Source organism: Burkholderia orbicola (assembly GCF_900100915.1).
In the GTDB taxonomy this organism is placed as follows: Bacteria; Pseudomonadota; Gammaproteobacteria; order Burkholderiales; family Burkholderiaceae; genus Burkholderia; species Burkholderia orbicola.
Genome location: NZ_FNKW01000001.1, coordinates 3,462,192 through 3,485,768, shown reverse-complemented (window position 1 = coordinate 3,485,768; position 23,577 = coordinate 3,462,192). Strand labels below are relative to the sequence as shown.

Here is a 23,577-nt window from a genome sequence, read left to right as displayed (position 1 = left end):
TCGGAAAGTGGGGTTGACCATCGATCGATTTTCGCCGGGCGCGAACGCCGTCATGATCGCCGTTATCGACAACACGCTTTCATCGGAGACAGTCATGACACGCCCCCTGGACGGCATCCGCGTGCTGGAGCTTGGCCAACTGATCGCCGGGCCGTTCGCGGGCCGGATGCTCGCCGAATTCGGCGCGGAGGTCATCAAGGTCGAGCCGCCCGGCGTCGGCGATCCGCTGCGCAAATGGCGACTGCTGCACGACGGCACGTCGGTCTGGTGGGCCGCGCAATCACGCAACAAGACCTCGCTCACGCTCGATCTGCGCACGCCCGAAGGGCAGGACGTCGTGCGCCGCCTCGTCGCCGACACCGACGTGCTGATCGAAAACTTCCGGCCCGGCACGCTCGAAGGCTGGGGGCTCGGCTGGGACGCACTGTCCGCGATCAATCCGGGGCTCGTGATGCTGCGCGTGTCGGGCTTCGGGCAAACGGGCCCGTATCGCGACCGGCCCGGCTTCGGCGTGATCGCCGAAGCGATGGGCGGCCTGCGCCACCTGACCGGCGAGCCGGGCCGCACGCCGGTGCGCGTCGGCATTTCGCTCGGCGATTCGCTGTCGGCGCTGCATGGCGTGATCGGCGTGTTGCTCGCGTTGCGGCATCGCGAACAGCAGGGCGGCAAGGGGCAGGTCGTCGACGTCGCGCTGTACGAATCGGTGTTCAACATGATGGAAAGCCTGCTGCCCGAATATGCGGCGTTCGGCGCGGTGCGCGAGCCGGCCGGCAGCAGCCTGCCGGGCATCGCGCCGACCAACGCGTACCGTTGCCGCGATGGCAAGTACGCGCTGATCGCCGGCAACGGCGACAGCATCTTCCGGCGCCTGATGGAACTGATCGGTCGGCCCGATCTCGGCAACGATCCGGCGCTCGCCCACAACGACGGGCGCGTCGCGCAGGTCGCGCGCATCGATGCGGCGATCGGCGAGTGGAGCGCCCGCCACGACCTCGACGACGTGCTCGCCGCGCTGAACGACGCGCGCATTCCGTCCGGACGCATCTACGACGTGGCCGACATCGCGGCCGATCCGCACTACCGTGCGCGCGACATGATCGTCGACGCCGCGCTGCCCGACGGCACGCCCGTGCTCGTGCCGGGCATCGTGCCGAAACTCGATGCGACGCCCGGGCGCATCGAGCGACCGGCGCCCGCGCTCGGCGCGGATACCGATGCGGTACTCGAATCGCTCGGCATCGACACGGCGACGCGCGACGACTGGCGCACGCGCGGCGTGATCTGACACAACCATCGGGACGAACCCATGAACCGGCATCCGCAACGACTCCATATCCACGAAGTCGCGACCCGCGACGGTTTCCAGAACGAGGCCGCGTTCGTCGACACCGACGACAAGATCGCCCTTGTCGACGCGCTGAGCGCCTGCGGCTACGCGAAGATCGAGGTCACGTCGTTCACGTCGCCGAAGGCGATTCCCGCGCTGCGCGACGCGGAAGCCGTGATGCACGGCATCGTGCGCGCGCCGGGCGTCGTCTATACGGTGCTCGTGCCGAACGTGCGCGGCGCCGAGCGCGCGCTGGCGTGCGGCGTCGACGAGGTGAACCTAGTGATGTCGATGAGTGAGAACCACAACCGCGCGAACCTGCGGATGACGCGCGAGCAGTCGTTCGCGCAGTTGCGCGACGTGATCGACACGGTGCGCGGCACGGGTGTCGCGATCAACGTGTCGCTGTCGACCGCGATGGGCTGCCCGATGGAAGGCGACGTGCCGGCAGAAACGGTGCTCGCGTGGATGCAGCGCTTCGCGGATCTCGGCGTGCACGGCTTCACGCTGTGCGACACGACCGGCATGGCGTTTCCGTCGCAGGTGCGCGATCTGTCGCGCCGCGCACGCGAGCGCTTCGGCGCGTTGCAACTCACGCTGCACTTCCACAACACGCGCGGGATGGCGCTCGCGAACACGCTCGCGGCGCTCGACGCCGGCATCGACCGCTTCGACGCGTCGCTCGGCGGGCTCGGCGGCTGCCCGTATGCGCCGGGCGCGACCGGCAACGCGTGCACCGAGGAACTGGTGCACATGCTCGAGCTCGACGGCTACGATACGGGCATCGATCTTGCGGCCGTGCTCGCCGCATCGGCGGGGCTGCCCGCGCTGATCGGGCACGACGTGCCGAGCCAGATCCTGAAGGCCGGCCGCCGCTCGGACCTTCATCCGCCGCCGCGCGCCAACGCCGGCGACATGCCCGCGCAACGCGCTTTCTCGTGAATCGTGAACCCCAACAGGAACAGGAGGGAATTCCATGGCGCTGATCGACCATCTCGATCATCTCGTGCTGACCTGCGTCGATCCGGAACGGACGAAGCATTTCTACACCGAGGTGCTGCAGATGCAGCTCGAAACCTTCGGCGCGGGCCGGCTCGCGTTCCGTTTCGGGAACCAGAAGATCAACCTCCACGTGCGCGGCGCGGAATTCGAGCCGAAAGCGCATGTGCCGGTGCCGGGCGCGCTCGACCTGTGCTTCATCGCGTCGGTTCCGCTCGACGACGTGATCGCGCACCTGCGGCGCGTCGACTGGCCGATCGTGGAAGGGCCCGTCGAACGCACGGGCGCGACGCAGAAAATCCGCTCGGTCTACGTGCGCGATCCCGACCTGAACCTGATCGAAATCTCCGAGTTGATCTGACGTGCCGGGTGCAGTCGCCCGCGCGGGCACCCGCACGCTGCGCGCCCGGCGCCACAGTCCTTCGCCGAAAGCGGACAGGCACGCGCCGCGCCCGCCGATTCCGGATAGCCGTGCGGGGCCGCACTGCGGATAATGGCGCAACGGCGTCGGCCCGGCCGCCGCCTTCGCCGCGCGCACGGCGCCAACCTGCCGCGCGCATCCGCAACCCGCTCCAGGCGCTTCCCGAATGACGATCCTCTATCGCGGCATGGACCGCGCGGCGCTCGACGCCGCGTACCTGAACACGAAGGCTGTTCCCGATTTCCCCGCGTTGCTCGCGTCATGCCAGGCGCGCAGTGCAGCGCTGTATGCCGCGACGCCCGGCCGCCGCGACCTGCGTTACGGCGCGCAACCCGCGCAGCGCTTCGACTGGCTGCCGTGCGGGCAGCCCGACGCGCCGCTGTTCGTGTTCATCCACGGCGGCTACTGGCAGCACTGCACGAAAGAGGATTTCGCGTATGCGGCGAGCGGGCCGCTCGCGCGCGGCTATGACGTCGTGCTCGCCGAATACACGCTCGCGCCGGTCGCGACGATGACCGATATCGTCGGCGAGATCGGCGCGCTGCTCGACCATCTCGCGGCCGACCGCGACGGCCTCGGGATCGCGGGGCGGCCGATTCACCTGAGCGGCCATTCGGCGGGTGGCCACCTGACGGCGCTGCATCGCGCACATCCGGCCGTCGCATCGGCACTTGCGATCAGCCCGCTCGTCGATCTCGAACCGATCGCGCTGTGCTGCCTGAACGACAAACTGCAGCTCACCGCGCGCGAGGTCGACGCATACAGTCCGCTGCATCACATCGAGCCCGGCGCCCCGACCGTCGTGGCGGTCGGCGATGCGGAACTGCCCGAACTCATCCGGCAGGCCGACGAATACGCGACCGCGTGCGAAGCCGCCGGCGAGCGAATCGCCCGCACGTGGCTGACCGGCATGCAGCACTTCGCGGTGCTCGACGATCTCGCGACGCCGGACGGCGCGATGCTCGCCGCATTGCACGCGATCGCGCCACGCTAGCCGTCCCATATCGCACACGCATGGCCGGGCGTATGATCGGCGTCAGGCCGGCGCGATGACGGCGTACCCCGCACGGCCTTCCAGGACCCCACGACATGGTGAACCCGCTTCATTTCGATCTGCAGTCGCTGCGCGTGTTCGCGCTCGTCGCCGAGCACGGCAGCCTGACGAAGGCGGCCGAACACGGCCAGCTCACGTTGTCCGCGGTCAGCAAGCGCATCGCCGAACTCGAAAGCGTGACCGGCAGCGCACTCTTCGTCCGGCATGCGCGCGGCGTCGAGCTGACGCCCGCGGGCCGCGCGCTGCTCGATCATGCGGCGAAGGTGATCGAGCAGGTTAACCGGATGGCGCACGAGATGAGCGACTACGTCGCCGGCGTGCGCGGCCATATCCACGTCTGGACCAACACGTCCGCGATCGTCCAGTTCCTGCCCGCCGATCTCGCCGCGTTCCTCACCGACAACCCCGGCATCAAGGTCAGCCTCGAGGAGCGGCTGAGTCACGAGATCGTCGACGCGCTCGCGTCGGGCAAGGCCGATCTCGGCGTATTCGCCGACAACGTGCCGGCGCCCGGCATCGAACGGCGGCTGTACCGGCGCGACGAGCTCGTGCTGCTCGTGCCGCGCACGCACCGGTTCGCCGCGCACGACAGCATCCGCTTCGCGGATACGCTCGACGAGGACTACGTGGGCTTGAGCGACGGCAGCTCGCTGCTCGCGCGGATGACCGACGCCGCGTTCGCGGCCGAGCGCTCGCTGAAGCTGCGAATCCAGGTATCGAATTTCGATGGCGTGAGCCGAATGATCGAAGCGGGGCTCGGCATCGGCGTGCTGCCGCGCGATGCGGTGACCGGCGAGCGCGCGGCGCGGCTCGGTGTCGTGACGCTCGACGACGCGTGGGCGACGCGCACGCTGTGGGTCGGCGTGAAGGCGGGTAGCGTGCTGACGACCGACGTCGCGAAGCTGTTCGATTTCATGTCGGCGCGGTGAATGCGAGGCAACGCGACGCACGGGGTGCGGTTCCGTGCGCCCCGTGCCGATCGCCGCGTCAAACCGGATTGATCTCGTCCTGACTGCGCCGCGTGGTCAGCGGTCCGAGCACGCGCAGCGTGACGGCGACGATGCCGAGTGCGACCGAGATCACGCCGAACATCGCGCCCGCGCCGTAGTTGCCGAGCACCGGCAGCAACACGAACGGCAGCGCGCCGCTCACGATCCGCGACAGCGCATAGGTACTGCCGATCGCCGTCGAGCGCACGCGCGCCGGGAAGATCTCGGCCTGGTACACGTGATACGCGTTGCTGAACACGTTCGACGCACAGGTCGTCAGGAACCCGAAGCCGACGATCAGCATCGTATTGCCCGAATACGCGAAGCACAGCCCGAACACCGCGATCGACAGGATCGACACGATCACGAGCGTGCGGCGCTCGATCCAGTTGAGCAGCGGAATCGACAGCAGCGAGCCGATCGGATAGCCGATGAACGACAGCGCGATGAACAGCGTGCTGTCCGTCACGTCGAAGCCGCGGCTTTTCACGACCGTGCCGGCCAGCGTGCCGAACCCGTAGTAGCCGAAGCCTTGCAACAGGTGAAAGATCGCCAGCATCACGTAGCGCGCACCGTACGGTTGGCGGCGCAGCAGCGCGATGCGCTCGCCGAGCCCGAGCGGCCGCTGCGGCTCGACCGGTTCCGCGAAGTGTTCGGGCACACGCACGCCGGCGCTTTCCGCGAATCGCCGCAGCGCCGCGTGCGCATCGGCCGTGCGGCCTTGCGCGAGCAGCCAGCGCGGGCTTTCCGGCAGCCGGTGCTGGACGAGCAGCACGTACACGGCGCCGAGACTGCCGATCGCGAGGATGATGCGCCAGCCGGCGACGCCTGCCACCTGCAACGGATTCAGCCACAGCGCGAGAAAGCCGACGAGCGGCACCGCGACATACGAAGTCGTGTAGGCCCACGCGGCGAGCCGCCCGCGCTTGTTCTTCGGCAGGATTTCGGACAGGAAGCTGTCGGCGACCGGATAGATCGCGCCGACGCCGATGCCCGTCAGGAACCGGCATGCCACGAGCATGTCGGCGTTCACGGAAAACGCACCGACCAGCGAGAACGCGCTGTACCACCCGAGCGTGAGCAGGAACGCCTTGCGCCGGCCGATGCGGTCGGCCAGGCTGCCGAGGCACATCGCGCCGACGAACATGCCGATGAACGCCGACGCCAGCAATAGCTTGAAATCGGCGCTTTGCCGGCTCAGCCCGTATTCGTGCTGCAACGCGGAGCCGATCGTACTGACGAGAAAAATCTCGTACATGTCGAAGAACAGCCCGACGCCGATTACCCAGACGACGAATCGATGCAATGCGCCGACCGGCAGATCGTCCATGAAATCGCCGAGCGTGACGCGGCGGCCGGGAACGGCTGCCGCATCGGCGCCGGTGCCTGCTGAAGCGGCCGGCGGCCGGGCGGACTCAGGGCCGCCGGCATGGCCGCCGAGGTCGAGGGATTGGCTGTTCATCGTGTCTCCTGATTATCGATATGCCGTGGCGCTGGGCCTGGCGTTCGCGACCGGTGTAACGCGCCGGCCACGCGACGCGACGGCAGGCATCGCCGGGCGCGTGCAAGCGCCGCCCGTGCGGGCTGCGCCGATCGTCCGATACATGGTGGGCAAATCGGCGGCACGTGATAATTGCGGATGTTTCAAGCGTCCTTTCCTGAGCAGAAAGGGTAGGGGCCGCGCGGCAGCGCGTAGTCGCCCGACAGGCCGGTGCAGCCTGCGGGGCGGAGGGGCGTATCGAAAACGATGCGCATCCGCACCATCCCGCGGGGCGGGAAAACCATGACCCCTGCTGTGCGGGCGCCGACGCAACCGTCGCCGGCCAGATCGCGCGCCCTGCGGATGTGCAATGTCCTGTATCTGCGCCGAGCGCGGATACAGTGCGATACAACGCCCGCGCGCGGGTTCGCTATAAAGCAGGCATGACCACTTTCGGAGCCCGTCATGTCTGCCACCTGGTTCAAAGGGTCCTGCCATTGCGGGGCCGTCAAATTCGAAGTCATCGCGGCCATTGCACCGGCCGTCCGCTGCAACTGCAGCCTGTGCCGCCGGCGCGGCGCGCTGATGAGCCCGATGTTCGCCGCCGCCAACCTGACGATCGTCGAAGGCGAGGACGCGCTGACGTGCTATCGCTTCAACACGCACACCGCACGCCACTATTTCTGCAGTCGATGCGGCGTCTATCCGTTCCACCAGACCCGCAAGGACCCGGCATGCTGGCGCGTCAATCTCGGCTGCCTCGACGGCGTCGATCCGACCGCGCTCGACGCGACGGTCCTCGATGGCGCGAGCCTTTCGGTCGTGGAGGACGCATGAAGCGCTGGCTGATGATCCTGCTGTTTGCCGCGGGCGGGCTCGCGACCGAAATCGCGCATCCGGTGCAGTGCTCGCTGCTGTCGATCAGCCGTCAGCCAACCGGCAAACGCCACAAGCCGGGCTGAACGAGCGCGGCGCGCGTCAGCCGATCGACACCGATTATCATGCTTCCGATAAGATCGCATGCGATATATAATGCGGTTGTCTGCGACCGTTCGCGTCGCTGGAGGAAGTCCATGAAACCGACTGAAACCCCGCCGTCCGCCGCGCCGAAGCTGTCCGAGTTCCTGTGCTTTGCGATCTACTCGGCGAACCTCGCGTTCGGCAAGGCATACAAGCCGATCCTCGACGAGCTCGGCCTCACGTATACGCAGTACATCACGATCATTGCGCTGTGGGAGCAGGACAACCAGACCGTTGGCCAGCTCGGAGAGAAGCTGTTTCTCGAATCCAATACGCTGACGCCGATCCTGAAGAAGCTCGAGGCAATGGGCTACCTGGAGCGGCACCGCGATCCGTCCGACGAACGCCAGGTGCTCGTCAGCCTGACGAAAAGCGGCCGACGCGTGCGCGAGAAGGGGCTCGACATGAACCTGGTCGAAGCCACCGGGCTGAAACCGGACGAGTTCGCCAAGGTACAGAAGGCGATCGTCACGCTGCGCGGCAACCTGATCCGGTCGACCGAAGCCTGAAAGCACTCAGGCACGACAAGCGGCCGACGCGGAAATCGCGCCGGCCGCGTTGTCATGCGTGCGCATCGCCCAGCACCAGCAGGTGCATCTCGCGACGGACCACGAAACCGAGTGCGAGATAACGTTCGATCGCCACCCGGTTCGTCGTGAGGACGTGCAGGAACGGCGTTTCCGCACGCGCGCCGATCGTCGCGATCAACGACCGGATCAGCCGCGCGGCAAGCCCTTGCCGGCGAAATGCGGCGTCCACGCAGACGGCGCTGATCTCGGTATAGCCGTCGACCTGCATCCGCTGGCCGGCCATCGCGGCCAGCCGGCCTTCACTGCGCACGCCGATGTAGTGGCCGAGCTCGAACGTGCGCGGGCCGAACGGGCCCGGCTGCGCGGCGGCGGTCAGCGCGAGCATGTCAGGCACGTCGGCTTCGCCGAGCGGAACAGGCTCCTCTTCTTGCGTCGTGCCCGAGGTTCCTTGCCAGGTCATTTGAAGCAACGTCGCTCGTCGAATCACCGACAAAGCTGCCGGCGGCTCGATCTCGTCCGGCGTGACGAGCGCCGCCGGGCCGTGTGCGGCGATCAGCCCGCACAGCGCGTCGAACGACGCCGGGCTCGTGTCGTCGATCGCGGCAAATGGCGCGATGGCCATCGGGAACCGCACCGCACGACCATCGCCGAGCGCAAAGCGGCGCTGCCTGCCCGTGAGCGCATTCCAGACGACCCGGTCGAGCACGTGCGCATCGGTTATCGCGTTTCCGGTCATGGCGTCCGGCATCTGCGGCTCCTTGGTGGAAGATGGATGCCGCACAGAATAATCCCGGATGGGGGCGGGCGGATAGCACCGCGAACGCAGACCCGAACAACACCAATAGAAAAGCGCACGCGATTACATCGCATGCGCTTTACATGACGGACTTCAGCGGCCGAATTCGCCGTGCCGCGCTCAATGCCCGAAATAAATCGAGCGCTCGGCGGTGCGCAGCGTGTTTCGGCTGCCGGACTGCGCGGCACCGCCGGCATCGCTGCCGTAACCGGCTGCCTGCGTATCGGCCGCGGCGGCCGCGACCGCGCCGTCGTCGCGAATCCGTTTCAGCGCCGCCTGGATATTGGTCGGGTAGTTCGGATCGTTGGGGCGGTTCGGCTGGTAGCCGGCTTGCTGCAACGCGGCCAGTTCCGCACGCACCTGCGCACGTGTGATGGTGCTTTCGCCGGCAAAAACCGGTGCGGCGACGGAGGCCGACACGGCAACGAGAAGGGCGGCAATCAGTTGGGTCTTCATCATTCACCTCGACAAAATCGAATCAGGAATAAACAGGGATCAGGGTTCACGTACCGGGCGTGGTGCTCAGTGACCGAAGTACACCGAGCGCTCGGCCACGCTTGCGACATACCGGCGGCCGGATTGCGTCGCGGTGTCGCCGTTGCCGCCGTAGCCGGAAGCCGGTGCGTTGGCCGCGGCGGCGTCGTCGGCGTGGATCTGCGTCAACGCGGCCTGCAGATCGTTGGGGTAGGTAGCGTCCGTCGCGCGATTCAGCGGATAGCCGACGTGTTGAAGCTGCGCGAGTTCGGCGCGCACCTGCACACGCGTCACGGTGGCTTCATTGGCAAACGCGGGAGCGGCAACGGCAGCCGAAACAGTGACGAACAGGGCAGCGATCAATTGGGTTTTCATGTTTCACCTCGATGGAAAAGGAATCGGGAATTCGGGAGGCGGCGCTCGGCCGCCCGGTGCAACGTTCAGGCGATCCGGATCTCGACGTCGATGTTGCCGCGCGTCGCCTTCGAATACGGGCAAGTCTGATGCGCGGCGTCGACGATGCGTTGCGCGACGTCGCGCTCGAGCCCCGGCACGCTCACGTTCAGCCGGGCTTGCAGGAAGTACGCGTTGCCCGCCGTGCCGAGGTCCACTTCGGCGTCGACCGAGAGATCGGCCGGCAGCGTCACCTTCGCGGCACGCGCCGCAAGCTGCATCGCGCCGATGAAGCAGGCCGACCAGCCGGCCGCGAACAGCTGTTCCGGGTTGGTGCCGGTGCCCGCGCTGCCCGGCGACGACAACTGGATGTCGAGGCGGCCATCGGAACTGCGCGCGGCGCCGTCGCGGCCGCCGGAAGTCGTATGCGTCTTGCCCGTGTACAGCACTTTGTCGATCTTGCTCATCATTTACTCCGTCGGTTGAGGTTTGTTTCAGATGCGATTCGATCGCATGCGACGCAGTTTCCGCCTGACGCCCACCTTAGTCAAGCGCATTCGATTAAATCGTATGCGATATTTTGTATTTCAATGTATCTGGATCGTGTCGCGCCTTGCAGGGCAGGGCTTTCAGACGATCCAGACCTGATTAATCCGTGGTCGCCGGCCCGACGGTGCCGTCTCGCCGATGGGGGTTCAGATGCTCGGCGCGGTGCTCGCCGCGCTGGAACCGGATACGCCGACGTTGCGTCCGCTGTTCGGCCAAGCGGAGCCCGACGTTGCGTCCAGGCACCTCGACGCGCCGCGCGAAGATCGAAGCATGGCGCGATCTCACCGAGGGAGCCGATTTTCTGGTGATTTGATGGCCTGAACCTGCTGCCTCGGAACATGCAGTTCGATCAAACGATACCCTTATTCGGATAACTTTTCTTATCACAATAGGTTCATTGAAAATCCAAACTGGCGTCCATTGAAACGCGCCCGACCCGACGCACTCTTATGCCCTGATACCGAACATGCTCGCCATCAGGGCAGGGGAATTGCCGTAAACGCGTGTTCGACGCCTGCTGTCCGCCGCCTATAATCGGTATCAACTTTTCCAGGAAAACGCGCTTACCAAGGTGAGGGGGCCAAATGGGAGAGTGCCGTTACATCTGTTCGCGCTTCGTCCTCACAAGCTCGATCGCCGGCCTGACAATGCTGACGTGCCCGGTACACGCGCACGCCGAGGATGGTCCTTCGAGTAGTTCGCCGAGCGGGCTCGAATCATCGGAGAGAACGCTCAACGCCTATGCGGTGTACGGCGACGGACGAGCGACCGAGGGTGGCGATATGCATTGGCGTGCGTACGAAGTCGGCTTCGGTGACGTCTTGAACGATTACCTGTCGGTCTACCTCGCGTACATGAACGAAGGGCATCCGTTGAATCACCATCGTGACGGTTTTGCCGCCCTGGGTTCGTTTCGCTGGCCGATCGGCAGTCGCCTGGCGCTCGAATTTTCGGCGGGCCCGTACTTCAGCATGGACACGACCCATGTCGACGGCCAGCCACGCAATGACAAGCGCTGGGGCGTGCGCGCGTCGGCAGCGGTGCGGTATTACGTCGTTCCCAAGCGCTTCTTTCTCAAGGTGCAGTACAACCACGTCCAGATGATCGGCGGATTCAATTCCGACGCGGTGCTCTTCGGCGTCGGCTCGGATTTCGGCGGCGACCCTGGCCCTGCGTTTTCGGACGGCAAGACGCAGATCGGCGTTTGGGCCGGGACGTCTCAGACGAACCGTCCTCAAGTGCCGATCGAAAGGGGGTACATGGTCGAAGTCAAGCGGCCGCTCGGCAATGCGTGGGCCTATTCGGCGAGCTTCGTCTACGAAGGCAACAACGGCGTTGCCGGCCGACGCGGCGTGGCCGCACAACTCTGGTACGTCGCGCCGATCAAGAGCAAATGGACGCTGTCGGCGGGCATCGGTCCGTATCTCTCGCGGGATCGGAACGACGGCTCGGGCAGGACGCGACTCAATGCGTTGCTCAGCGCGCAAGTGGCCTATCAGGTGACGAACGATTGGGCGGCGAGCCTGCGCTTCAATCGTGTCGCAACCGGCAACGACAAGGACCAGGACATGTTCATGGTTGGCGTGGCGCGAAACTTCTAGGCGCTCGATCTTCTACGTCCGCGCATTCTGTTGAACAAAACCGGCTGGACCGCGCATCGGTCCAGCTCGCGCATCGTCAGTGTCACCAATCCGGCTGGCTGCATGGTCGGCTCCCGCGCTTGCTCAACAAGCCGTCCAGCATGCCAGCAGTCAAAAACACGACATCTGTAAATAGCCAGAACACGACATTAGGATATGGCTGCCACAATCAAAAATGTCGATAATGTTGATTATGTCAAATGTGGTAGCTAGCTAAAAACCGGTACTTCTGTCAGGTTGAAAGAAACTGTTTGTAAACATACTTACAATCGCTTACACAGTTTCGCCTTCCGCAACGCCTATGAATGCCGCCGACCACCGTCACGGCGCGCTGACCGATTTCCTCGCGCTTACCGACGGCCTGTCCATCGCTCGAATCGCGCAAACGCTCCGCTGCTGCACCCGCACCGTTCGGAACTACGTCGCCGGTCGCTCGCCGATCCCATGGCATCGCATCGAGCTACTTCGATTGCTCGTACGTGAAGCCGAGGCGCCTACTGCCGGCGCCGGCGCCGCGTCGGCGGATGAACAACCGGCCGTTGTCGCGAACATCGAGCCCGATCCCGCGTCGCCGGACGTAACGCCCGACGAAATGCTCGCGTGGGTCGGCGTCCATGCGTCACATTACCTATCCAGCCAACGCAGCTTTGCCTACTACGTGCGCGGCTGGAGTGTCGCCGACAAGATTCGACGAGCCAAGCACGAAGGTACGTTCACGGCCGTTCTTGCGAAATGGCGTGCGCTTGCCGTCGAGCTTCCGCGCATGTGGCGCAGCGGCCCGCTATGGGCTGGCGTCGGTCCGCCGGCGTACCAGCTCCGAGAAAGCTAACTGTAACATTGTGTTACCCTGCCGGCTTTCGTTTCACCAACACAAAAAGGACAATCCATGACCTTTTCCGGGGTACGTCGCGCATGCGGCGTGTTTGCTGTCGCCTGCATTTCGGCTTTCGTGACTCAATCCGCGTCTGTGGCGGCGCCGACCGCTTACCACGTCAAGGACGGCACGTGGTTCGGGTGCGACACGAAAGACCGCCTCTACAAAATCATGTCTTTCGACAAAGTCGCGTTCAGGAAAGCCGCGATCAGCGCGATCGAGGCCGGCAATTGCACGTTGTTCCGTGCTGGCCAGACGGTCTACCTTGGCGACGTGCCGATCCTCGGGGGGTGATCCAGCTTCGCCGCGAAGGCGAGACAGAGGAATACTGGACGAACCGAGAAGCGATCAGCACCAAGTAAGCGCCGCAGCAAAAACGCACCACGAAGCCCGCACTAGCGGGCTTTTTTCATGTCCGCAGCACCTGCCGAGCGACGGGCATTGACACAACCTTGCGCCGATCCAATACTGTATATCCGTACAGTATCCGTTTCCCGCATCATGCTCCGCGACGACGATGCGAACGTGTTGGAATTCTTCGATGAGCGCGCCGCGATCATGACTTTCGACGGTGGTTTGCCACGCTATGACGCCGACTTTCGCGCGATGGTTCGGACTCGCATGTACTTCGAGCCGTGCGGCATCCCCATGCCGTCGGGCAGCTATTTTTCGTCGTTCTGGAATAGCGAATTCGGGTGGAACGACAGGACGGGAACGGTAGTAAGTTTTCCATGCGCCGTCGCCCTGCTTTCCATGTGGTGGGCAGCGCAAGAGGAAGCCGAGCGCGCCGGGCGCTTCTACACGTGGCTGCTGCAAGCCCCAGTCGACCCGGGTTGGGTAGAATCCTCGTCGCATCATTCAAACAAAGCTGAGAGAGGTTGAGGCGCTGCGCGCTGACGCCGCATATTTCGAGGGCACACGCATGTTGCGAAAAATCGCAGTCGTAGGGGATACGTTGTCGAGCGGCGGCAACGTTCTGCCGTACGGCGGGCCACCCATCACCATGAACGGGCATCAAGTCGCGTTGATCGGCGGCCCGGCTTTCTGCGCCGCTTGCAAGGCTACCGGCGTTATCGCGAAGTCCGGCGGGCCGTATCGCATGAGCATGGCGGGTGAATCAGCGCTCGATCAGGACATCGTGCTGTGCGGATGCCCGAAGCCGCCCAAGATCATTGCGGGTCTCGGCGGCGAATCATGGTGCGACGACATGATCGAGGGGCACGGCAAGGTGATATCGAGCCTGACCGCGACGGGCGGCGTTGCAGCAGTCAAGAAAGGCGCGTTCGATGAGCAGGTGAAGGCGACCGAGCATCAGGTCGAAGGCCTGCCGTACTACATCGAAACCGCCGACGGCCGCGTGCATTTCGGGCGCCTGGACGCGAGCGGGACATTGCCGCGCGTCTACACCGGGGACGATCCGGGTTCCTTCACCGTTCATTGGGGCGACGACGCGCTCGCCAAGCACCACGGGGAATGACCGATGCCGCACACGAAACCGACCAAGATCGACACGAACACCCAAGCGGGCTCGCAGCAAGAAATCCCCGTGAAGGCGATCACGTTCAAAGAGCTTTGGGACGCCTACCCTTCCGGCGACCCGTACGACAATCCGGACTACACGAACCAGTGCGCTATCCGCCTGAGCGTGACGTTGCATCGCGTCGGCGTCGGCATGAAGTCGTTTTCGCAGAAAACGGTTAAGCCCATGTCCGGCTCGCCGACCATCGGTCGAATCATCCTCGACGGAAAGCCCACGGCAACGCGCGCGGATGAACTCGGGGAATGGTTGCAACATCAGCCCTTCGCTGGGCTACCTAAGGCCGAAAACATCACCGGCTCCGATTGGGAATCGAAGGTGAAGGGGCGCACCGGCATAATCCAGTTCTCACGTTACTGGACGCGTGACGGCGAAGCCGCCGCGAATGCCAGCGGCGGCCACATCGACCTGTGGAACGGTTCCCGCCTGACAGTGAGTAGCGCGCCCGATGCGGTCGCGACATTCAGTCGGGTGCTCGGCTTTCAGTCGTTCGCGCCCGGAACATCGTTCGGTTGGTCCGATCTTCGGAATTCGAAGCAAATCCTTTTTTGGGAAATCAAATAATGCGGCGCCTATTGGGAACGATCGGATTTGCGATTGCGGGGCTCGTGAGCGTGATCGCGTGGTCTGCGGTCGATTCTCGCCTATGCACGGTCATCAAAAAATGGTGTACGCCACCGGCCGGGACGTGCGGCGGCGGCGTCGACGCATGCGCCGCAACGACACACGCCACGATCGATCTGTTCGTCTACTTGTTCGGCCCGCCGATCCTGTTCGCCGCGCTTGGATTTTTCGTGTTTGCCCGTCGGCGACCGGTGCATATCGTCGTCGCATACCTTGTCGGCGCGGCGATCGTGCAATGGATTCTTTGGTTCGTCGGGATTCGGCTCATCCATATCTAATGCGATTCAGCTCAACACAAGGCCCGCATGTTCGGGCTTCACCATAGCTTTAATAACTTCTACCAAGTCTTCACTGCTGGACGATGGCATTAGCTAGCTCGTCCGGTAGCGACTTATAGTACTGGTCAAGTTTGAAATTGAGAGCTGCGACCCTTTGATTAATTTGGACCACCGTCTGATCTTCAAGGGCGAGTGCTGGTCTTTGGGCCCAGCTATTTTCAGCAAACAAGGTTAGGAGTTCACTTAATAGGCTGCGGTACTCTTGTTTAAATTCGCTAGGCAAGTAAAGCTGGTGAGGTATCAAGGTTTTTTGGAAATCCTGAGCGCGCCCGAAAACGTTCTCTATCGGAAACCGAAATTCGATAGGCTGCATCGCTTGCGACAAAATATATGAGGGAATCTCCGAAATCGCCACATATAGATCGTGATATGCGTTCAGCCGCCTCTCGAAGAGCTTTTCGGCCACGACCTTCCGCATTTCGGCCCGAACCCGCTCAATGCTCTGCGAGCGAACAAGTTCATTTTTGTACGTCTCCATATCGCGGGACAGTTCATGTTTGTAACGATCTGCGTCGCGCTCGAGACCCTTGCCAACGCGCTTTGTAAGCCAAGTTGCTAGTCCTGATGCGATGAGCTTCCAACAAGCTGCCGCTATTAGAAGGATTACAGCAGTAGCGCCGCCCAAGGCGGCAAGAATATTCTGGCCAATCGTAAACATCATCACGCCCCCGTGCGAATGTGATTCCACGTGATATTACCCCGGCCTAACGGCTCACCTCGGCAGGAGCTACCCGCCCCCCTTGCGAAAATGCGACCGGTGCCGATCCGTCGTCGGATCGTCGCGCACTTCCAGCTCAAGTGCCGACGTAAACCCAACGTCGCCGGTAATCGTGTGTGTGACCTGCTTCACGAGCCACGGCGTCTCGTCGATATCCGGTTTGAAGCCGGTCACGGTCACGGGCATTTCCGGAAACAAGTCGGCACGGCCCAGCGCGAGCGTGTACGACATGGTCGCCTGACTGCGCTTCACGCGCGCCAACTCCGCTTGCGCAGCCGCGCGCGCATCCGCTTCGGTCGCGTAGTCTTCCGGCAATACCTTCACATTTTTGTTGTTCTCACCGCCCACGACGACCGATTTGCGCTTGCCCTTCGTGTTCGAGTGGTAGTGCGCGCGCACGGCCTGATAGCTTTCGCGCTCGGCGATGTGATACCGATGCTGGTCGCCTGACGCGCGAGTCAGGTTCAGGACGGCGAGCACCTTCCCGCTCACCGTCTTGCCCGACCCGATCGGCATGAACAGCAAATTCGAATCCTTGACGTTCATGACGGCGTCGTAACGCTTCGCCAACCGCGTGAGAAACGACATATCGCTTTCGTGTGTCTGGTCGATGTGCGCGATCCGAATACGTCCGATCTTCGCCTCTACCTTCGCCTTGAGCGCATGCCGGCCGGCGATCGTCCCGACGATATCGGCGATCGTTACGCCATGCCAACTTTTCTCGCGCCGCTCGTGCATCTTGTTCGTCATCGAAGCCGACTTCGCGCGGATCGTCAGAGTGTCCGGCGCCCCGCTGTGCTCGATCTCGTCGACCGTGAACGCCCCTTTGTCGGTCAGCGACTCGCCGACCCATCCGATCGACAGCTTAATATCGGCACCCCGTTTCGGAATGGCGAACGTGCCCTTCGTATCGTCGAGCACGAGGTCGAGCACGTCGGGTTCTTCCGCGCGGGATTCCGACAGCGTCAGGCTGATGAGGTTCGGCGCGAACATGCGCGAGATATCGCGACCGTCGAGCGTGATGCGATAGTCGGCCTGCGGTTGCTTGCGCGCGGGCTGCGTCGTTGCTTCCGTCATGCGTCCCCCGACACCTTGCCCAGCACGAATTGCACGACGCTGCCGATCGAATCGCCGTTCATCGTCGAAATCTGCCGTGCTGCTTTGATTGCCTCATCCAGCTCGAGCCCGGTCGCGGTCGACAAGCCCTTGACGGCAGCGGCCGCCGCCTGCGGCGCCATGTTGCCGATGACGCCGATCGCCGCTGACTTGATCGAATTGATCGACAGGTTCTTGACGTTGTCGACGACAGTCGTCGCGACCTTCACGACCTGACGCACGTCGTTCAACAGCTCCTTCGCTGCGTTCCCCGACTCGCTGCCGTCGCCTTGCGTGGCCGCGAGCGTTTCGTCGGTTACACGCTTCAACGTGAGGTTGAATTCGATTTTCTTGGCGATGCCGGCCGGCGTGTGATACGTCGCCGTCTCGTTCAGGCTTTCGATGACGTATGCGCCGTAGATCGTCCCCGATCCGTCGACGAGCGCGTACGCGTCACCGGCGTCGCCCATGGCCGCCAACTCGTCGAGCGACGCAATCGCGCCGACGCCGTTATCGGCCGCAACCATTCCGTTGAGCGTGATCGTGTCGTCGCCGGCGCCAGTGTACTGACTGGCGTCGCGCGTGCCGACGCGCGAGCTTGTGCGATGTTTCCAGTTTCGTTGTCGTTGCAACTCCCGATACGGTGCGGTTTGCAAGCTGAAAACAAACTGATCGAGTGACAGCATCATGGCGTTCGTTCCCCTCTCAATCGGACAGTCGCGCACCGATGCGCGACTGTTTCGCCCGTTCGTGTCGCTCCAGCTCCGCGCGCACCATACGGCCGATTTCCGCTGCGTCCATGCCGGGTTGCGGATAAATGTTGATGGTGATCGGCCCCGACGCAGCCACATTAGCCGCGGTCGACGGCGACATGGCCAACGGCGGCCGACGATCGATCGGCACGGCCGGACGCACGAGCGACGTGTCGGCCGCGAGTGCCGGCATGCCGAACGACGTTGTCGCGACGGTCGCGAGCGCGACAGCCGCGCGTGCTACACGCCCCTGCCCGTCTTCCATGCCGATCGCCGCGCCTTCGCTGACGAACCCGCCCAGCTCGCCGAAAACACGGCTCGGGCTATGAATGCCGAGCTTTTCTTTGAACCACGAAACGGTCGAATCGGCGACGCCCGTGATGGCGTCTTTGACCGACCCGAGCCCGTTTTTGATGCCGTTTACGAGGCCCGACATGATGTTTGCGCCGAACTCAACGAACCGCCCGGCCGCCTCTGCCGCGACGACGACGATGATCGCGAGCCAAGCGCCGAATCCCTTGCCGGCGTTGGTAGCCGCGTCTAGGCTTGCTTTACTCGCATCGACCGGCCCCAACAGACGCGTGATCCAGTTCCACACGTTCCCGATCGCGTCGACGAGCCAATTGAACACTGGTTTCAGCGGCTCGAACATCGCACCGAGCACGCCGAACACATGACCGAAAAGCGGCGCCAATGGCCTTAGCCCTTCCGTCAGACCTTGCCAGAAGCCGGAAAAAAACGCCTTGATAGGCTCCCAATATCGGATGATCAGCAGCGCGGCGACTGTGATAGCGGTAATGACGAGCCCGATCGGATTCGTCAGTGCGAGCCGACCGACAAGCATCAGCGTTCGCCCGAGCCCGCCAAACGCGGCCGCGACACCGTTGATCGCGCTCGCGGCGCCGCCCTTGATGAGATTGACACCGCCCTTTGCTGCGTCGACGGCAACGCCTGATGCACCACGCCGGGCGACATACTGACGAGCCGTTGACCACTGCGACACGGCGCCCACACGCTTTGCGGCCATCTGCGCGGCAACCGCACGCCAGAGTTGCGCGGTGTACCGACCAAACGCCCCGGCGCTTCTGTCGAGCACGCGCGACAGGATGCCGCCGCGCATACCAAGCGTCGTCATGCTGAAACGCAGCACGGCCAGCGGCCCCAACACACCGGCGAGCACGATCACGAGCGAACCGGCTACGACGAGCAGCGCGCCGAATGCGGCCGCAACCGACGAAATGATCTTCGCGGCGGTCTGGTGCCGCTTGATCGAGCCGAGCAGCCGATCGAGGATTGCGCGAGTCTTGTCCAACGCCGCGTTATACATCGGCGCGATGCTCTCACCGATTTCGGTTCGCACGTTTCTCAACTTCGACAGAACGTCGATTTCCTTGCCGTCAATTTGCTCCCTTGCAAGTTTGTGCGCATCGTCGATGCCGTATGCGCCCTTGTTCAATCGCTCATTTTTGTGAATCTGGTCTCGCTGCATGTACATGGTCGAGAACAGATTCGCGGCGGTCCGATTGGTGAAGATCGTCGAAATCGTGTCTTTCACCTTGTCCGGGTCCGTGATGCCCTTTTTCGCCATCTGCGGCAGCAACACCTTTTCCAGCCATTCAAGCGGCGACGCCTTGAACAGATCGCCGCCGAGCAGCGCGCCGGGCTTGATCCGTTTGATCATCCCGATCTTGTTGTACTCGACGTTCTTTTTATCGAGCAGGCCGAGCTTCATCATTTCCTGCGATGCTCGAACGGTCGTCTTGCCCTGATAGACGTTACTGTAGGCCGACATGAGCCCCGTACCGACGCCATGCCCGCCCATTTCCTGAATAAGCGGTTCCATCTGGTAATAGAACGCGTCCTGCCGCATCTGCTTCGCTGCAACGCCGCCGGTCTGGATGAAGTTGCGCCACTCGTCGCCGCCAACGCGGCCGCCCGTCGCCGTCAGCACCTTTTGCACCATGTTCGCTTCGTTCTTGAACGTCGCTTCGTCCTTCGTGCCGCCGCGCAGCTCGATCACCTTGAGCATGTTCATGAACTTTTCTTCGTTCGCGTGCGCGTCCTCCGCGCCGAACAGCGTGTCGTTAGCGAACTTCATTTTCGACAGCGTCGGCATGACCATTTGCGCGTGATGCTCGTCGGCAAAAATCGACAGCGCGTCGCGCATCAACGTCATGTTGTCGGACGTGCTGACGCCCATCGTGTTCATTGCGCGAACGTACTTTTCGGCGTCTTTCGTCGCGTGATCGCCCAGCCCGAACGCCGTGATGCGCGCGCGCTCGTTCTGCATCTTCTTCGCTTCGTCGAGGGTGCCGGCTAGATCGCCGAGGATATGCCCGCCGGCCGATTTCGCCGCGTAGCCGCCGACGGCCATCCCGGCCGCGACGCCCTGCATCGCCTGCATCTTCGACCGTGCTGCACCAACGCGTCTTTCACGGTCGGCCAGTTCGCCGAGCCGGCGCATCTGATCGCTGATCGTCGCATTGGTCGACGCCATGCTCGCGCGCAAATCGCGCTCGTGCTGCGACAGGTTCCGCGTGTTGATCCCGGCGCCCGAAAGTTGCTCGCGCAGCGTCTTCACGCGCGCGGATTGCTTCTCATGCTCGGCAGACAGTCGCGCGGCGGACTGCTTCGCCTTGTCGAAATCCGCGATCATCTGGCGGGACGGCGGGCCAAATGCGCGGAGCGATCCTGCCAGCTCGGTCACACGGCCGCGCGCAGCATTCAACTGCGAAGCGGTCGCGGCGAGCCCGGTGCGCATCTGCCGAAACTCGCCGACGGTCTTTTGCGTTTTCCCCATTTCGGCCAGCTCGCGGCGCGTCTCTTTCAGCGAACTGGCAAGCCCCTTGTTTCCGGCCAGCATATTTTTCAGGGGCTTCGTCATGTTGTCGATCATGTCGAACACGACGCGAAGTTTCAGGGCGTTGTCCATCGTTATTCACTTCCTTGGCGAACACGTGCGCGCTCGCGCCAGTCCATCAGTTCGGTCAGCGTGAAGGTGTCCATCATCGGCGGCGTCCAACCGCCGAACACGGTCGCGATATCCGCCATCGCGTCTTCTACTCGGTCTGGTAGCCCAGTTTCGATTTCACGGCCTTCGGCATCAAAAAACCGGCGAAGATACCCCCCAATTGAACGAGGTCGGCCGGATCGATGTTGGCGACGTCGGGCTCCGTCAACGTCGGCGTGCTGATGCGCGGCAGCACCTTCGAAAGCGCGACAACGTCGAGGTTCACGAGGTCCGACAGAGACACGCCGCGCAGCTCGCCCGATTTCGGTTTGCGCAGCGTGACGCGCTCGATTGTCTGGTTTCCACGCACGAGCGGCGTGTCGAGCGTGAGCGTGTTCGGGTCGTCCTGATCCGGCGTTTCCAGGTGTGCTGCATCCGCGATCGCGGCGTGGGTCGTTTTCATGGTGTTCCTCTCGAATGATGGATAGATGACTGCCCCGCCGGCGTTACCGGCCGAGGCGAAGAATTACAGCCCGATCGCCGTGCGCAGCGTCGCGAGCAGGTCGCTACCGTTGATTCGCTCGATCATGTTGACGAAGTCGATCTCGATGATGTCCTCGCCGTTGATCGAAAGCTTGTAGTAGCTCGCGACGGTCGTCACCTTGAACGCGGTGTCTTCCTTCGATTTCGCCGTGCCCGGATCGATTTCGCTATGCCGGCCCTTGATGACGATCTCGATCGCATCGACGCTCGTCGAGTCTTCGGCCTGATAGCCGCCGGCGAAGCGCAACAGCACGCCGTCGTGCTGCGTGATGCCGTACTGCTGCAACACGCTTTTCATGAAGCCGCCGGCAGTCCATTCCATCTGAATGGCTTCATTGCCGAAATCGACCTTGATCGGGCCGCCCATGCCGCCGCCCTGCCAGTCCTCCATCTTTCGCGTCAGCTTCGGCAGCGTGACTTCTGCAACCTGCCCGACGAAGTTTTCGCCGTTCTGGAACAGGTTGAACCCCTTGAGTTTGCGCGGCAATGCCATGTTCGATTACTCCTGTATGTGCGGTTTCACGCGCCGGTTAGGCGTTGACCTTCGACGCGAAGTCGGCGAGATAGCGGTCAGTGATGCGCTGACGCAGCGTGAGGTTTTCCAGCGGCGGAACCGGCGTGTAGTCGTAATCGATGTACGCCTGCCCTGCCTTGAGCACGTCGGTCGTGTTCGGCTCCGGGTCGAACCACGAGGAGCCGCCGATCAGATAGCCGAGCGAAACCCACTGCCGAAACTTCCCGTTGATGCTCTCGATAATGTCGCGCGGCAGCGACGGATTCAGCGGCCCGTCGACGTTCACCATCTGCGCGAGCGCGATCGAATCGCCGACGACCTGCGCGGTGCGCGTGTAGTTCTCGAACGCGAACAGCGGATCGTCCGAGCACGTGCGCGAGCCCCAGAATCGATAGCCGTTCTGATTGATCAGCGTCGTCACGTCCTGTTCGTTCAGGTAGCCGGCATCGGTCGACGGGTCTTGCAAATCCCACGACACATCCGCGCTGATACCAGTCACGCCGTTGACGGCAACGTTGGACAGGGTCTTGTGCCAGCCGATATCGTTGTCGATCTTCGCGCGCAGACCCATTGCGACCGCGACGGACGACAGTTCGGCGGTCGCGTTGGCAGTGTCGTCCCACGCAAGGAAATTCGGCCACACAACCATCAGCTCGCGCGCGGCGAACTGCTTGCGGTACGCGGTCGCCTCTTCCTTCGTTTTCGCGCCGGCGGCGTACGCGTACGCAAAGCCCTTCAACGCTTTGGCCGTGGTCACGAGCGCATTCGCGACAGGCAGCGTGTCGAGGAACGGCGCACCGAGAATCCGCGGCTTCACGCCGAGCTTTGCCTGTGCCGTCAGCAGCGCTTTCATGCCGGTGTATTTGCCTTCGGCCGTGACCGTGCCGACGACGTTCGACGTGGTCGCGGCATCGTCGGCGCCTTCGGCGACACGCACGATGACGGTCATCGGTTTGGTTTGCGCGCCGATCGCCGTCAGTGCCTTTCGAAGCGTCCCCTGCTTGCCGGCCTTGCCGAGCGCCGCGATAACGTTCGTAATGAGCACCGGCGTATCGAGCGGAAAGGTTTCCGGGTCGGCGTCCTTTGCCGTGCATACGAGCCCGAGGATTGCCGTCGAAATCGAGCGGATCGGGCGTGAACCCTGATTGATTTCGACGAGGGTAACGCCGTGGTGATAGCCGTCCAGTGCCATAGTGGGAACTCCCGAGTAGATGAACTAGAAAAACGCGTTGCGTCGATGACGATCACGAACTGCTGTCGGTATTTGGCGTGGCAGTAGCATCGCGATCCGCTTCCGCTTGCTTGGCGGCTGCTTCACGTTGTGCGGCCTCTTCGGCTTCACGCTGCGCCTTAGCAGCCCGTGCCGCTTCGACCTTCGCGCGGATCGCATCCGGATCGGGTTCCGCCGGCCATGCGATCTCGGCCGGAAAATTCGGCGACTCGACGACATTCACGAGCGCGACCTGATAGTCAGCCCATGCATCGAACGTCGCTTCTGCGATATCGGACAGTCGGCCCGTCACACGCGCATCTGCCTTGCCGAGGTTCTGCTGACGCGCTTTTTCCAGCCGTGCGAAGAAATCGTTCATCGCGGCTTCGCGCGTCTTGTTCGCTACGATTTCTTCATCGAGCGTCCATGCACCATCACGCCACACATGCTCGTCGGATGGGCGCGGGACTTCGGTCAATCCCGTCTCCTGCGGCGTCACACCGGCGACGGTGATCTCGGCCGCCGCGCCGGAATCTGTACGGTAGAGGCGAACACCGCGATAGTCCGGGAGCATTTCCCATTTGTCGCCACGCCAGAACGGCCACGTCCGCGCCGGTCGCTCCGGCAGCGGTGCGAGCGTGCAGAACGCCGGGACCAAAACGCGATTCGGGTTCATGGGGTCCGTATCGGCGAGAAAACTCACGATGTACTGGCCCGTCAGGTTGTCGTATTGGTTGCAAAGCATGCTTT

At 63.4% G+C, this 23,577-nt stretch carries 28 protein-coding genes and 1 pseudogene; 15 read left to right on the top strand and 14 right to left on the bottom strand.

Translation table 11 applies throughout. From position 1 onward, the window contains the following. Window positions 1-94: 94 nt before the first annotated feature. The 5 genes from BLS50_RS16730 (at window position 95) to BLS50_RS16710 (ending at window position 4,730) form a co-directional block, all read left to right on the top strand. A complete protein-coding gene (locus BLS50_RS16730; RefSeq protein ID WP_074802828.1) occupies window positions 95-1,285 on the top strand; it encodes a CaiB/BaiF CoA transferase family protein in 1,191 nt (396 codons plus the stop codon). A gap of 21 nt (window positions 1,286-1,306) precedes the next feature. Then, the gene (locus tag BLS50_RS16725) at window positions 1,307-2,269 is read left to right on the top strand and encodes a hydroxymethylglutaryl-CoA lyase (RefSeq protein WP_074802708.1); all 963 of its coding nucleotides are present in this window, start codon (window positions 1,307-1,309) and stop codon (window positions 2,267-2,269) included. Window positions 2,270-2,303: 34 nt separating this feature from the next. Then, window positions 2,304-2,687 carry a VOC family protein gene (locus BLS50_RS16720; RefSeq protein ID WP_011545425.1) on the top strand — a complete coding sequence of 128 codons (384 nt, stop codon included), beginning with the start codon at window positions 2,304-2,306 and terminating at the stop codon, window positions 2,685-2,687. 226 nt (window positions 2,688-2,913) lie between these two features. Continuing rightward, window positions 2,914-3,741 (top strand): alpha/beta hydrolase, encoded by an 828-nt coding sequence (locus BLS50_RS16715; RefSeq protein ID WP_074802707.1) that lies wholly within the window; start codon window positions 2,914-2,916, stop codon window positions 3,739-3,741. 95 nt (window positions 3,742-3,836) lie between these two features. Continuing rightward, the gene (locus BLS50_RS16710; protein WP_074802706.1) at window positions 3,837-4,730 is read left to right on the top strand and encodes a LysR family transcriptional regulator; all 894 of its coding nucleotides are present in this window, start codon (window positions 3,837-3,839) and stop codon (window positions 4,728-4,730) included. Between the two features lie 58 nt (window positions 4,731-4,788). On the opposite strand, the gene BLS50_RS16705 is transcribed toward BLS50_RS16710, so the two are convergent. Further along, on the bottom strand, window positions 4,789-6,252 hold the full coding sequence (locus BLS50_RS16705) for an MFS transporter (protein WP_074802705.1): 1,464 nt from the start codon (window positions 6,250-6,252) through the stop codon (window positions 4,789-4,791). Between the two features lie 483 nt (window positions 6,253-6,735). Between BLS50_RS16705 and BLS50_RS16700 the strand changes: the two genes are divergently transcribed. The 3 genes from BLS50_RS16700 (at window position 6,736) to BLS50_RS16695 (ending at window position 7,799) form a co-directional block, all read left to right on the top strand. Continuing rightward, window positions 6,736-7,107: a GFA family protein gene (locus tag BLS50_RS16700; protein ID WP_027807081.1), complete on the top strand. Its 372-nt coding sequence runs from the start codon at window positions 6,736-6,738 to the stop codon at window positions 7,105-7,107. Continuing rightward, the gene (locus BLS50_RS36360; protein WP_256334039.1) at window positions 7,104-7,232 is read left to right on the top strand and encodes a hypothetical protein; all 129 of its coding nucleotides are present in this window, start codon (window positions 7,104-7,106) and stop codon (window positions 7,230-7,232) included. Before BLS50_RS16700 ends, BLS50_RS36360 begins: the two co-directional genes overlap by 4 nt. Before the next feature lie 111 nt (window positions 7,233-7,343). Continuing rightward, entirely contained in the window at window positions 7,344-7,799 is a 456-nt protein-coding gene (locus BLS50_RS16695) for a MarR family winged helix-turn-helix transcriptional regulator (RefSeq protein ID WP_074802704.1), read from the top strand. A gap of 52 nt (window positions 7,800-7,851) precedes the next feature. On the opposite strand, the gene BLS50_RS16690 is transcribed toward BLS50_RS16695, so the two are convergent. The 4 genes from BLS50_RS16690 to BLS50_RS16675 all read right to left on the bottom strand — a co-directional run bounded on the left by BLS50_RS16690 (window position 7,852) and on the right by BLS50_RS16675 (window position 9,950). Beyond that, window positions 7,852-8,568 carry a GNAT family N-acetyltransferase gene (locus BLS50_RS16690; protein WP_074802703.1) on the bottom strand — a complete coding sequence of 239 codons (717 nt, stop codon included), beginning with the start codon at window positions 8,566-8,568 and terminating at the stop codon, window positions 7,852-7,854. Between the two features lie 168 nt (window positions 8,569-8,736). After that, on the bottom strand, window positions 8,737-9,075 hold the full coding sequence (locus BLS50_RS16685) for a DUF4148 domain-containing protein (protein ID WP_074802702.1): 339 nt from the start codon (window positions 9,073-9,075) through the stop codon (window positions 8,737-8,739). Window positions 9,076-9,138: 63 nt separating this feature from the next. Next, on the bottom strand, window positions 9,139-9,465 hold the full coding sequence (locus BLS50_RS16680) for a DUF4148 domain-containing protein (protein WP_074802701.1): 327 nt from the start codon (window positions 9,463-9,465) through the stop codon (window positions 9,139-9,141). 65 nt (window positions 9,466-9,530) lie between these two features. Beyond that, window positions 9,531-9,950, bottom strand: coding sequence for an organic hydroperoxide resistance protein (locus BLS50_RS16675; protein WP_074802827.1), 420 nt, complete (start codon window positions 9,948-9,950; stop codon window positions 9,531-9,533). 666 nt (window positions 9,951-10,616) lie between these two features. On the opposite strand from BLS50_RS16675, the gene BLS50_RS16665 reads away from it, so the two are divergent. The 7 genes from BLS50_RS16665 to BLS50_RS16635 all read left to right on the top strand — a co-directional run bounded on the left by BLS50_RS16665 (window position 10,617) and on the right by BLS50_RS16635 (window position 14,985). Next, a complete protein-coding gene (locus BLS50_RS16665) occupies window positions 10,617-11,633 on the top strand; it encodes a hypothetical protein (protein ID WP_074802700.1) in 1,017 nt (338 codons plus the stop codon). A gap of 340 nt (window positions 11,634-11,973) precedes the next feature. Next, complete coding sequence (locus BLS50_RS16660; RefSeq protein ID WP_074802699.1) at window positions 11,974-12,501, top strand: IS21 family transposase; 528 nt, start codon at window positions 11,974-11,976, stop codon at window positions 12,499-12,501. Window positions 12,502-12,558: 57 nt separating this feature from the next. Further along, window positions 12,559-12,840 (top strand): hypothetical protein, encoded by a 282-nt coding sequence (locus BLS50_RS16655; protein WP_256334035.1) that lies wholly within the window; start codon window positions 12,559-12,561, stop codon window positions 12,838-12,840. A 117-nt stretch (window positions 12,841-12,957) separates the two neighbouring features. Beyond that, window positions 12,958-13,428 carry a hypothetical protein gene (locus tag BLS50_RS35395; protein WP_143028345.1) on the top strand — a complete coding sequence of 157 codons (471 nt, stop codon included), beginning with the start codon at window positions 12,958-12,960 and terminating at the stop codon, window positions 13,426-13,428. Window positions 13,429-13,468: 40 nt separating this feature from the next. Continuing rightward, window positions 13,469-14,023, top strand: a complete 555-nt coding sequence (locus BLS50_RS16645; RefSeq protein WP_074802697.1) for a PAAR domain-containing protein — start codon at window positions 13,469-13,471, stop codon at window positions 14,021-14,023. 3 nt (window positions 14,024-14,026) lie between these two features. After that, window positions 14,027-14,647 carry a type VI secretion system amidase effector protein Tae4 gene (locus tag BLS50_RS16640; RefSeq protein WP_074802696.1) on the top strand — a complete coding sequence of 207 codons (621 nt, stop codon included), beginning with the start codon at window positions 14,027-14,029 and terminating at the stop codon, window positions 14,645-14,647. Between the two features lie 44 nt (window positions 14,648-14,691). After that, window positions 14,692-14,985, top strand: a complete 294-nt coding sequence (locus tag BLS50_RS16635; protein ID WP_256334034.1) for a hypothetical protein — start codon at window positions 14,692-14,694, stop codon at window positions 14,983-14,985. A gap of 70 nt (window positions 14,986-15,055) precedes the next feature. Here the strand turns inward: BLS50_RS16635 and BLS50_RS16630 are convergent, their stop codons facing one another. The 9 genes and pseudogenes from BLS50_RS16630 to BLS50_RS16590 form a co-directional block, all read right to left on the bottom strand. After that, complete coding sequence (locus BLS50_RS16630) at window positions 15,056-15,706, bottom strand: hypothetical protein (RefSeq protein WP_143028344.1); 651 nt, start codon at window positions 15,704-15,706, stop codon at window positions 15,056-15,058. A 66-nt stretch (window positions 15,707-15,772) separates the two neighbouring features. Beyond that, the gene (locus BLS50_RS16625; protein ID WP_074802693.1) at window positions 15,773-16,840 is read right to left on the bottom strand and encodes a phage late control D family protein; all 1,068 of its coding nucleotides are present in this window, start codon (window positions 16,838-16,840) and stop codon (window positions 15,773-15,775) included. Window positions 16,841-17,160: 320 nt separating this feature from the next. Next, window positions 17,161-17,547 (bottom strand): annotated as a pseudogene (locus BLS50_RS36545) (phage tail protein); the annotation flags it as partial. 16 nt (window positions 17,548-17,563) lie between these two features. After that, a complete protein-coding gene (locus BLS50_RS16615; protein ID WP_074802691.1) occupies window positions 17,564-20,542 on the bottom strand; it encodes a phage tail tape measure protein in 2,979 nt (992 codons plus the stop codon). A 2-nt stretch (window positions 20,543-20,544) separates the two neighbouring features. After that, a complete protein-coding gene (locus tag BLS50_RS16610) occupies window positions 20,545-20,661 on the bottom strand; it encodes a GpE family phage tail protein (protein ID WP_074802690.1) in 117 nt (38 codons plus the stop codon). An 8-nt stretch (window positions 20,662-20,669) separates the two neighbouring features. Then, complete coding sequence (locus BLS50_RS16605; protein WP_074802689.1) at window positions 20,670-21,023, bottom strand: phage tail assembly protein; 354 nt, start codon at window positions 21,021-21,023, stop codon at window positions 20,670-20,672. Between the two features lie 63 nt (window positions 21,024-21,086). Then, window positions 21,087-21,596 (bottom strand): phage major tail tube protein, encoded by a 510-nt coding sequence (locus BLS50_RS16600; RefSeq protein WP_074802688.1) that lies wholly within the window; start codon window positions 21,594-21,596, stop codon window positions 21,087-21,089. Window positions 21,597-21,633: 37 nt separating this feature from the next. Continuing rightward, window positions 21,634-22,809 (bottom strand): phage tail sheath protein, encoded by a 1,176-nt coding sequence (locus BLS50_RS16595; RefSeq protein ID WP_074802687.1) that lies wholly within the window; start codon window positions 22,807-22,809, stop codon window positions 21,634-21,636. 52 nt (window positions 22,810-22,861) lie between these two features. Continuing rightward, the gene (locus tag BLS50_RS16590; protein ID WP_074802686.1) at window positions 22,862-23,572 is read right to left on the bottom strand and encodes a phage tail assembly chaperone; all 711 of its coding nucleotides are present in this window, start codon (window positions 23,570-23,572) and stop codon (window positions 22,862-22,864) included. Window positions 23,573-23,577: the final 5 nt, after the last annotated feature.

Coding starts and splice junctions, on each gene's coding strand:
- BLS50_RS16630 (WP_143028344.1), bottom strand. CDS start 15,706: ATGATGTTTACGATTGGCCAGAATATTCTTGCCGCCTTGGGCGGCGCT.
- BLS50_RS16695 (WP_074802704.1), top strand. CDS start 7,344: ATGAAACCGACTGAAACCCCGCCGTCCGCCGCGCCGAAGCTGTCCGAG.
- BLS50_RS16625 (WP_074802693.1), bottom strand. CDS start 16,840: ATGACGGAAGCAACGACGCAGCCCGCGCGCAAGCAACCGCAGGCCGAC.
- BLS50_RS16705 (WP_074802705.1), bottom strand. CDS start 6,252: ATGAACAGCCAATCCCTCGACCTCGGCGGCCATGCCGGCGGCCCTGAG.
- BLS50_RS16720 (WP_011545425.1), top strand. CDS start 2,304: ATGGCGCTGATCGACCATCTCGATCATCTCGTGCTGACCTGCGTCGAT.
- BLS50_RS16680 (WP_074802701.1), bottom strand. CDS start 9,465: ATGAAAACCCAATTGATCGCTGCCCTGTTCGTCACTGTTTCGGCTGCC.
- BLS50_RS16610 (WP_074802690.1), bottom strand. CDS start 20,661: ATGGCGGATATCGCGACCGTGTTCGGCGGTTGGACGCCGCCGATGATG.
- BLS50_RS16615 (WP_074802691.1), bottom strand. CDS start 20,542: ATGGACAACGCCCTGAAACTTCGCGTCGTGTTCGACATGATCGACAAC.
- BLS50_RS16590 (WP_074802686.1), bottom strand. CDS start 23,572: ATGCTTTGCAACCAATACGACAACCTGACGGGCCAGTACATCGTGAGT.
- BLS50_RS16730 (WP_074802828.1), top strand. CDS start 95: ATGACACGCCCCCTGGACGGCATCCGCGTGCTGGAGCTTGGCCAACTG.
- BLS50_RS35395 (WP_143028345.1), top strand. CDS start 12,958: ATGTCCGCAGCACCTGCCGAGCGACGGGCATTGACACAACCTTGCGCC.
- BLS50_RS16640 (WP_074802696.1), top strand. CDS start 14,027: ATGCCGCACACGAAACCGACCAAGATCGACACGAACACCCAAGCGGGC.
- BLS50_RS16605 (WP_074802689.1), bottom strand. CDS start 21,023: ATGAAAACGACCCACGCCGCGATCGCGGATGCAGCACACCTGGAAACG.
- BLS50_RS16660 (WP_074802699.1), top strand. CDS start 11,974: ATGAATGCCGCCGACCACCGTCACGGCGCGCTGACCGATTTCCTCGCG.
- BLS50_RS16595 (WP_074802687.1), bottom strand. CDS start 22,809: ATGGCACTGGACGGCTATCACCACGGCGTTACCCTCGTCGAAATCAAT.
- BLS50_RS16655 (WP_256334035.1), top strand. CDS start 12,559: ATGACCTTTTCCGGGGTACGTCGCGCATGCGGCGTGTTTGCTGTCGCC.
- BLS50_RS16725 (WP_074802708.1), top strand. CDS start 1,307: ATGAACCGGCATCCGCAACGACTCCATATCCACGAAGTCGCGACCCGC.
- BLS50_RS16710 (WP_074802706.1), top strand. CDS start 3,837: ATGGTGAACCCGCTTCATTTCGATCTGCAGTCGCTGCGCGTGTTCGCG.
- BLS50_RS36360 (WP_256334039.1), top strand. CDS start 7,104: ATGAAGCGCTGGCTGATGATCCTGCTGTTTGCCGCGGGCGGGCTCGCG.
- BLS50_RS16685 (WP_074802702.1), bottom strand. CDS start 9,075: ATGATGAAGACCCAACTGATTGCCGCCCTTCTCGTTGCCGTGTCGGCC.
- BLS50_RS16690 (WP_074802703.1), bottom strand. CDS start 8,568: ATGCCGGACGCCATGACCGGAAACGCGATAACCGATGCGCACGTGCTC.
- BLS50_RS16715 (WP_074802707.1), top strand. CDS start 2,914: ATGACGATCCTCTATCGCGGCATGGACCGCGCGGCGCTCGACGCCGCG.
- BLS50_RS16665 (WP_074802700.1), top strand. CDS start 10,617: ATGGGAGAGTGCCGTTACATCTGTTCGCGCTTCGTCCTCACAAGCTCG.
- BLS50_RS16675 (WP_074802827.1), bottom strand. CDS start 9,950: ATGAGCAAGATCGACAAAGTGCTGTACACGGGCAAGACGCATACGACT.
- BLS50_RS16700 (WP_027807081.1), top strand. CDS start 6,736: ATGTCTGCCACCTGGTTCAAAGGGTCCTGCCATTGCGGGGCCGTCAAA.
- BLS50_RS16645 (WP_074802697.1), top strand. CDS start 13,469: ATGTTGCGAAAAATCGCAGTCGTAGGGGATACGTTGTCGAGCGGCGGC.
- BLS50_RS16600 (WP_074802688.1), bottom strand. CDS start 21,596: ATGGCATTGCCGCGCAAACTCAAGGGGTTCAACCTGTTCCAGAACGGC.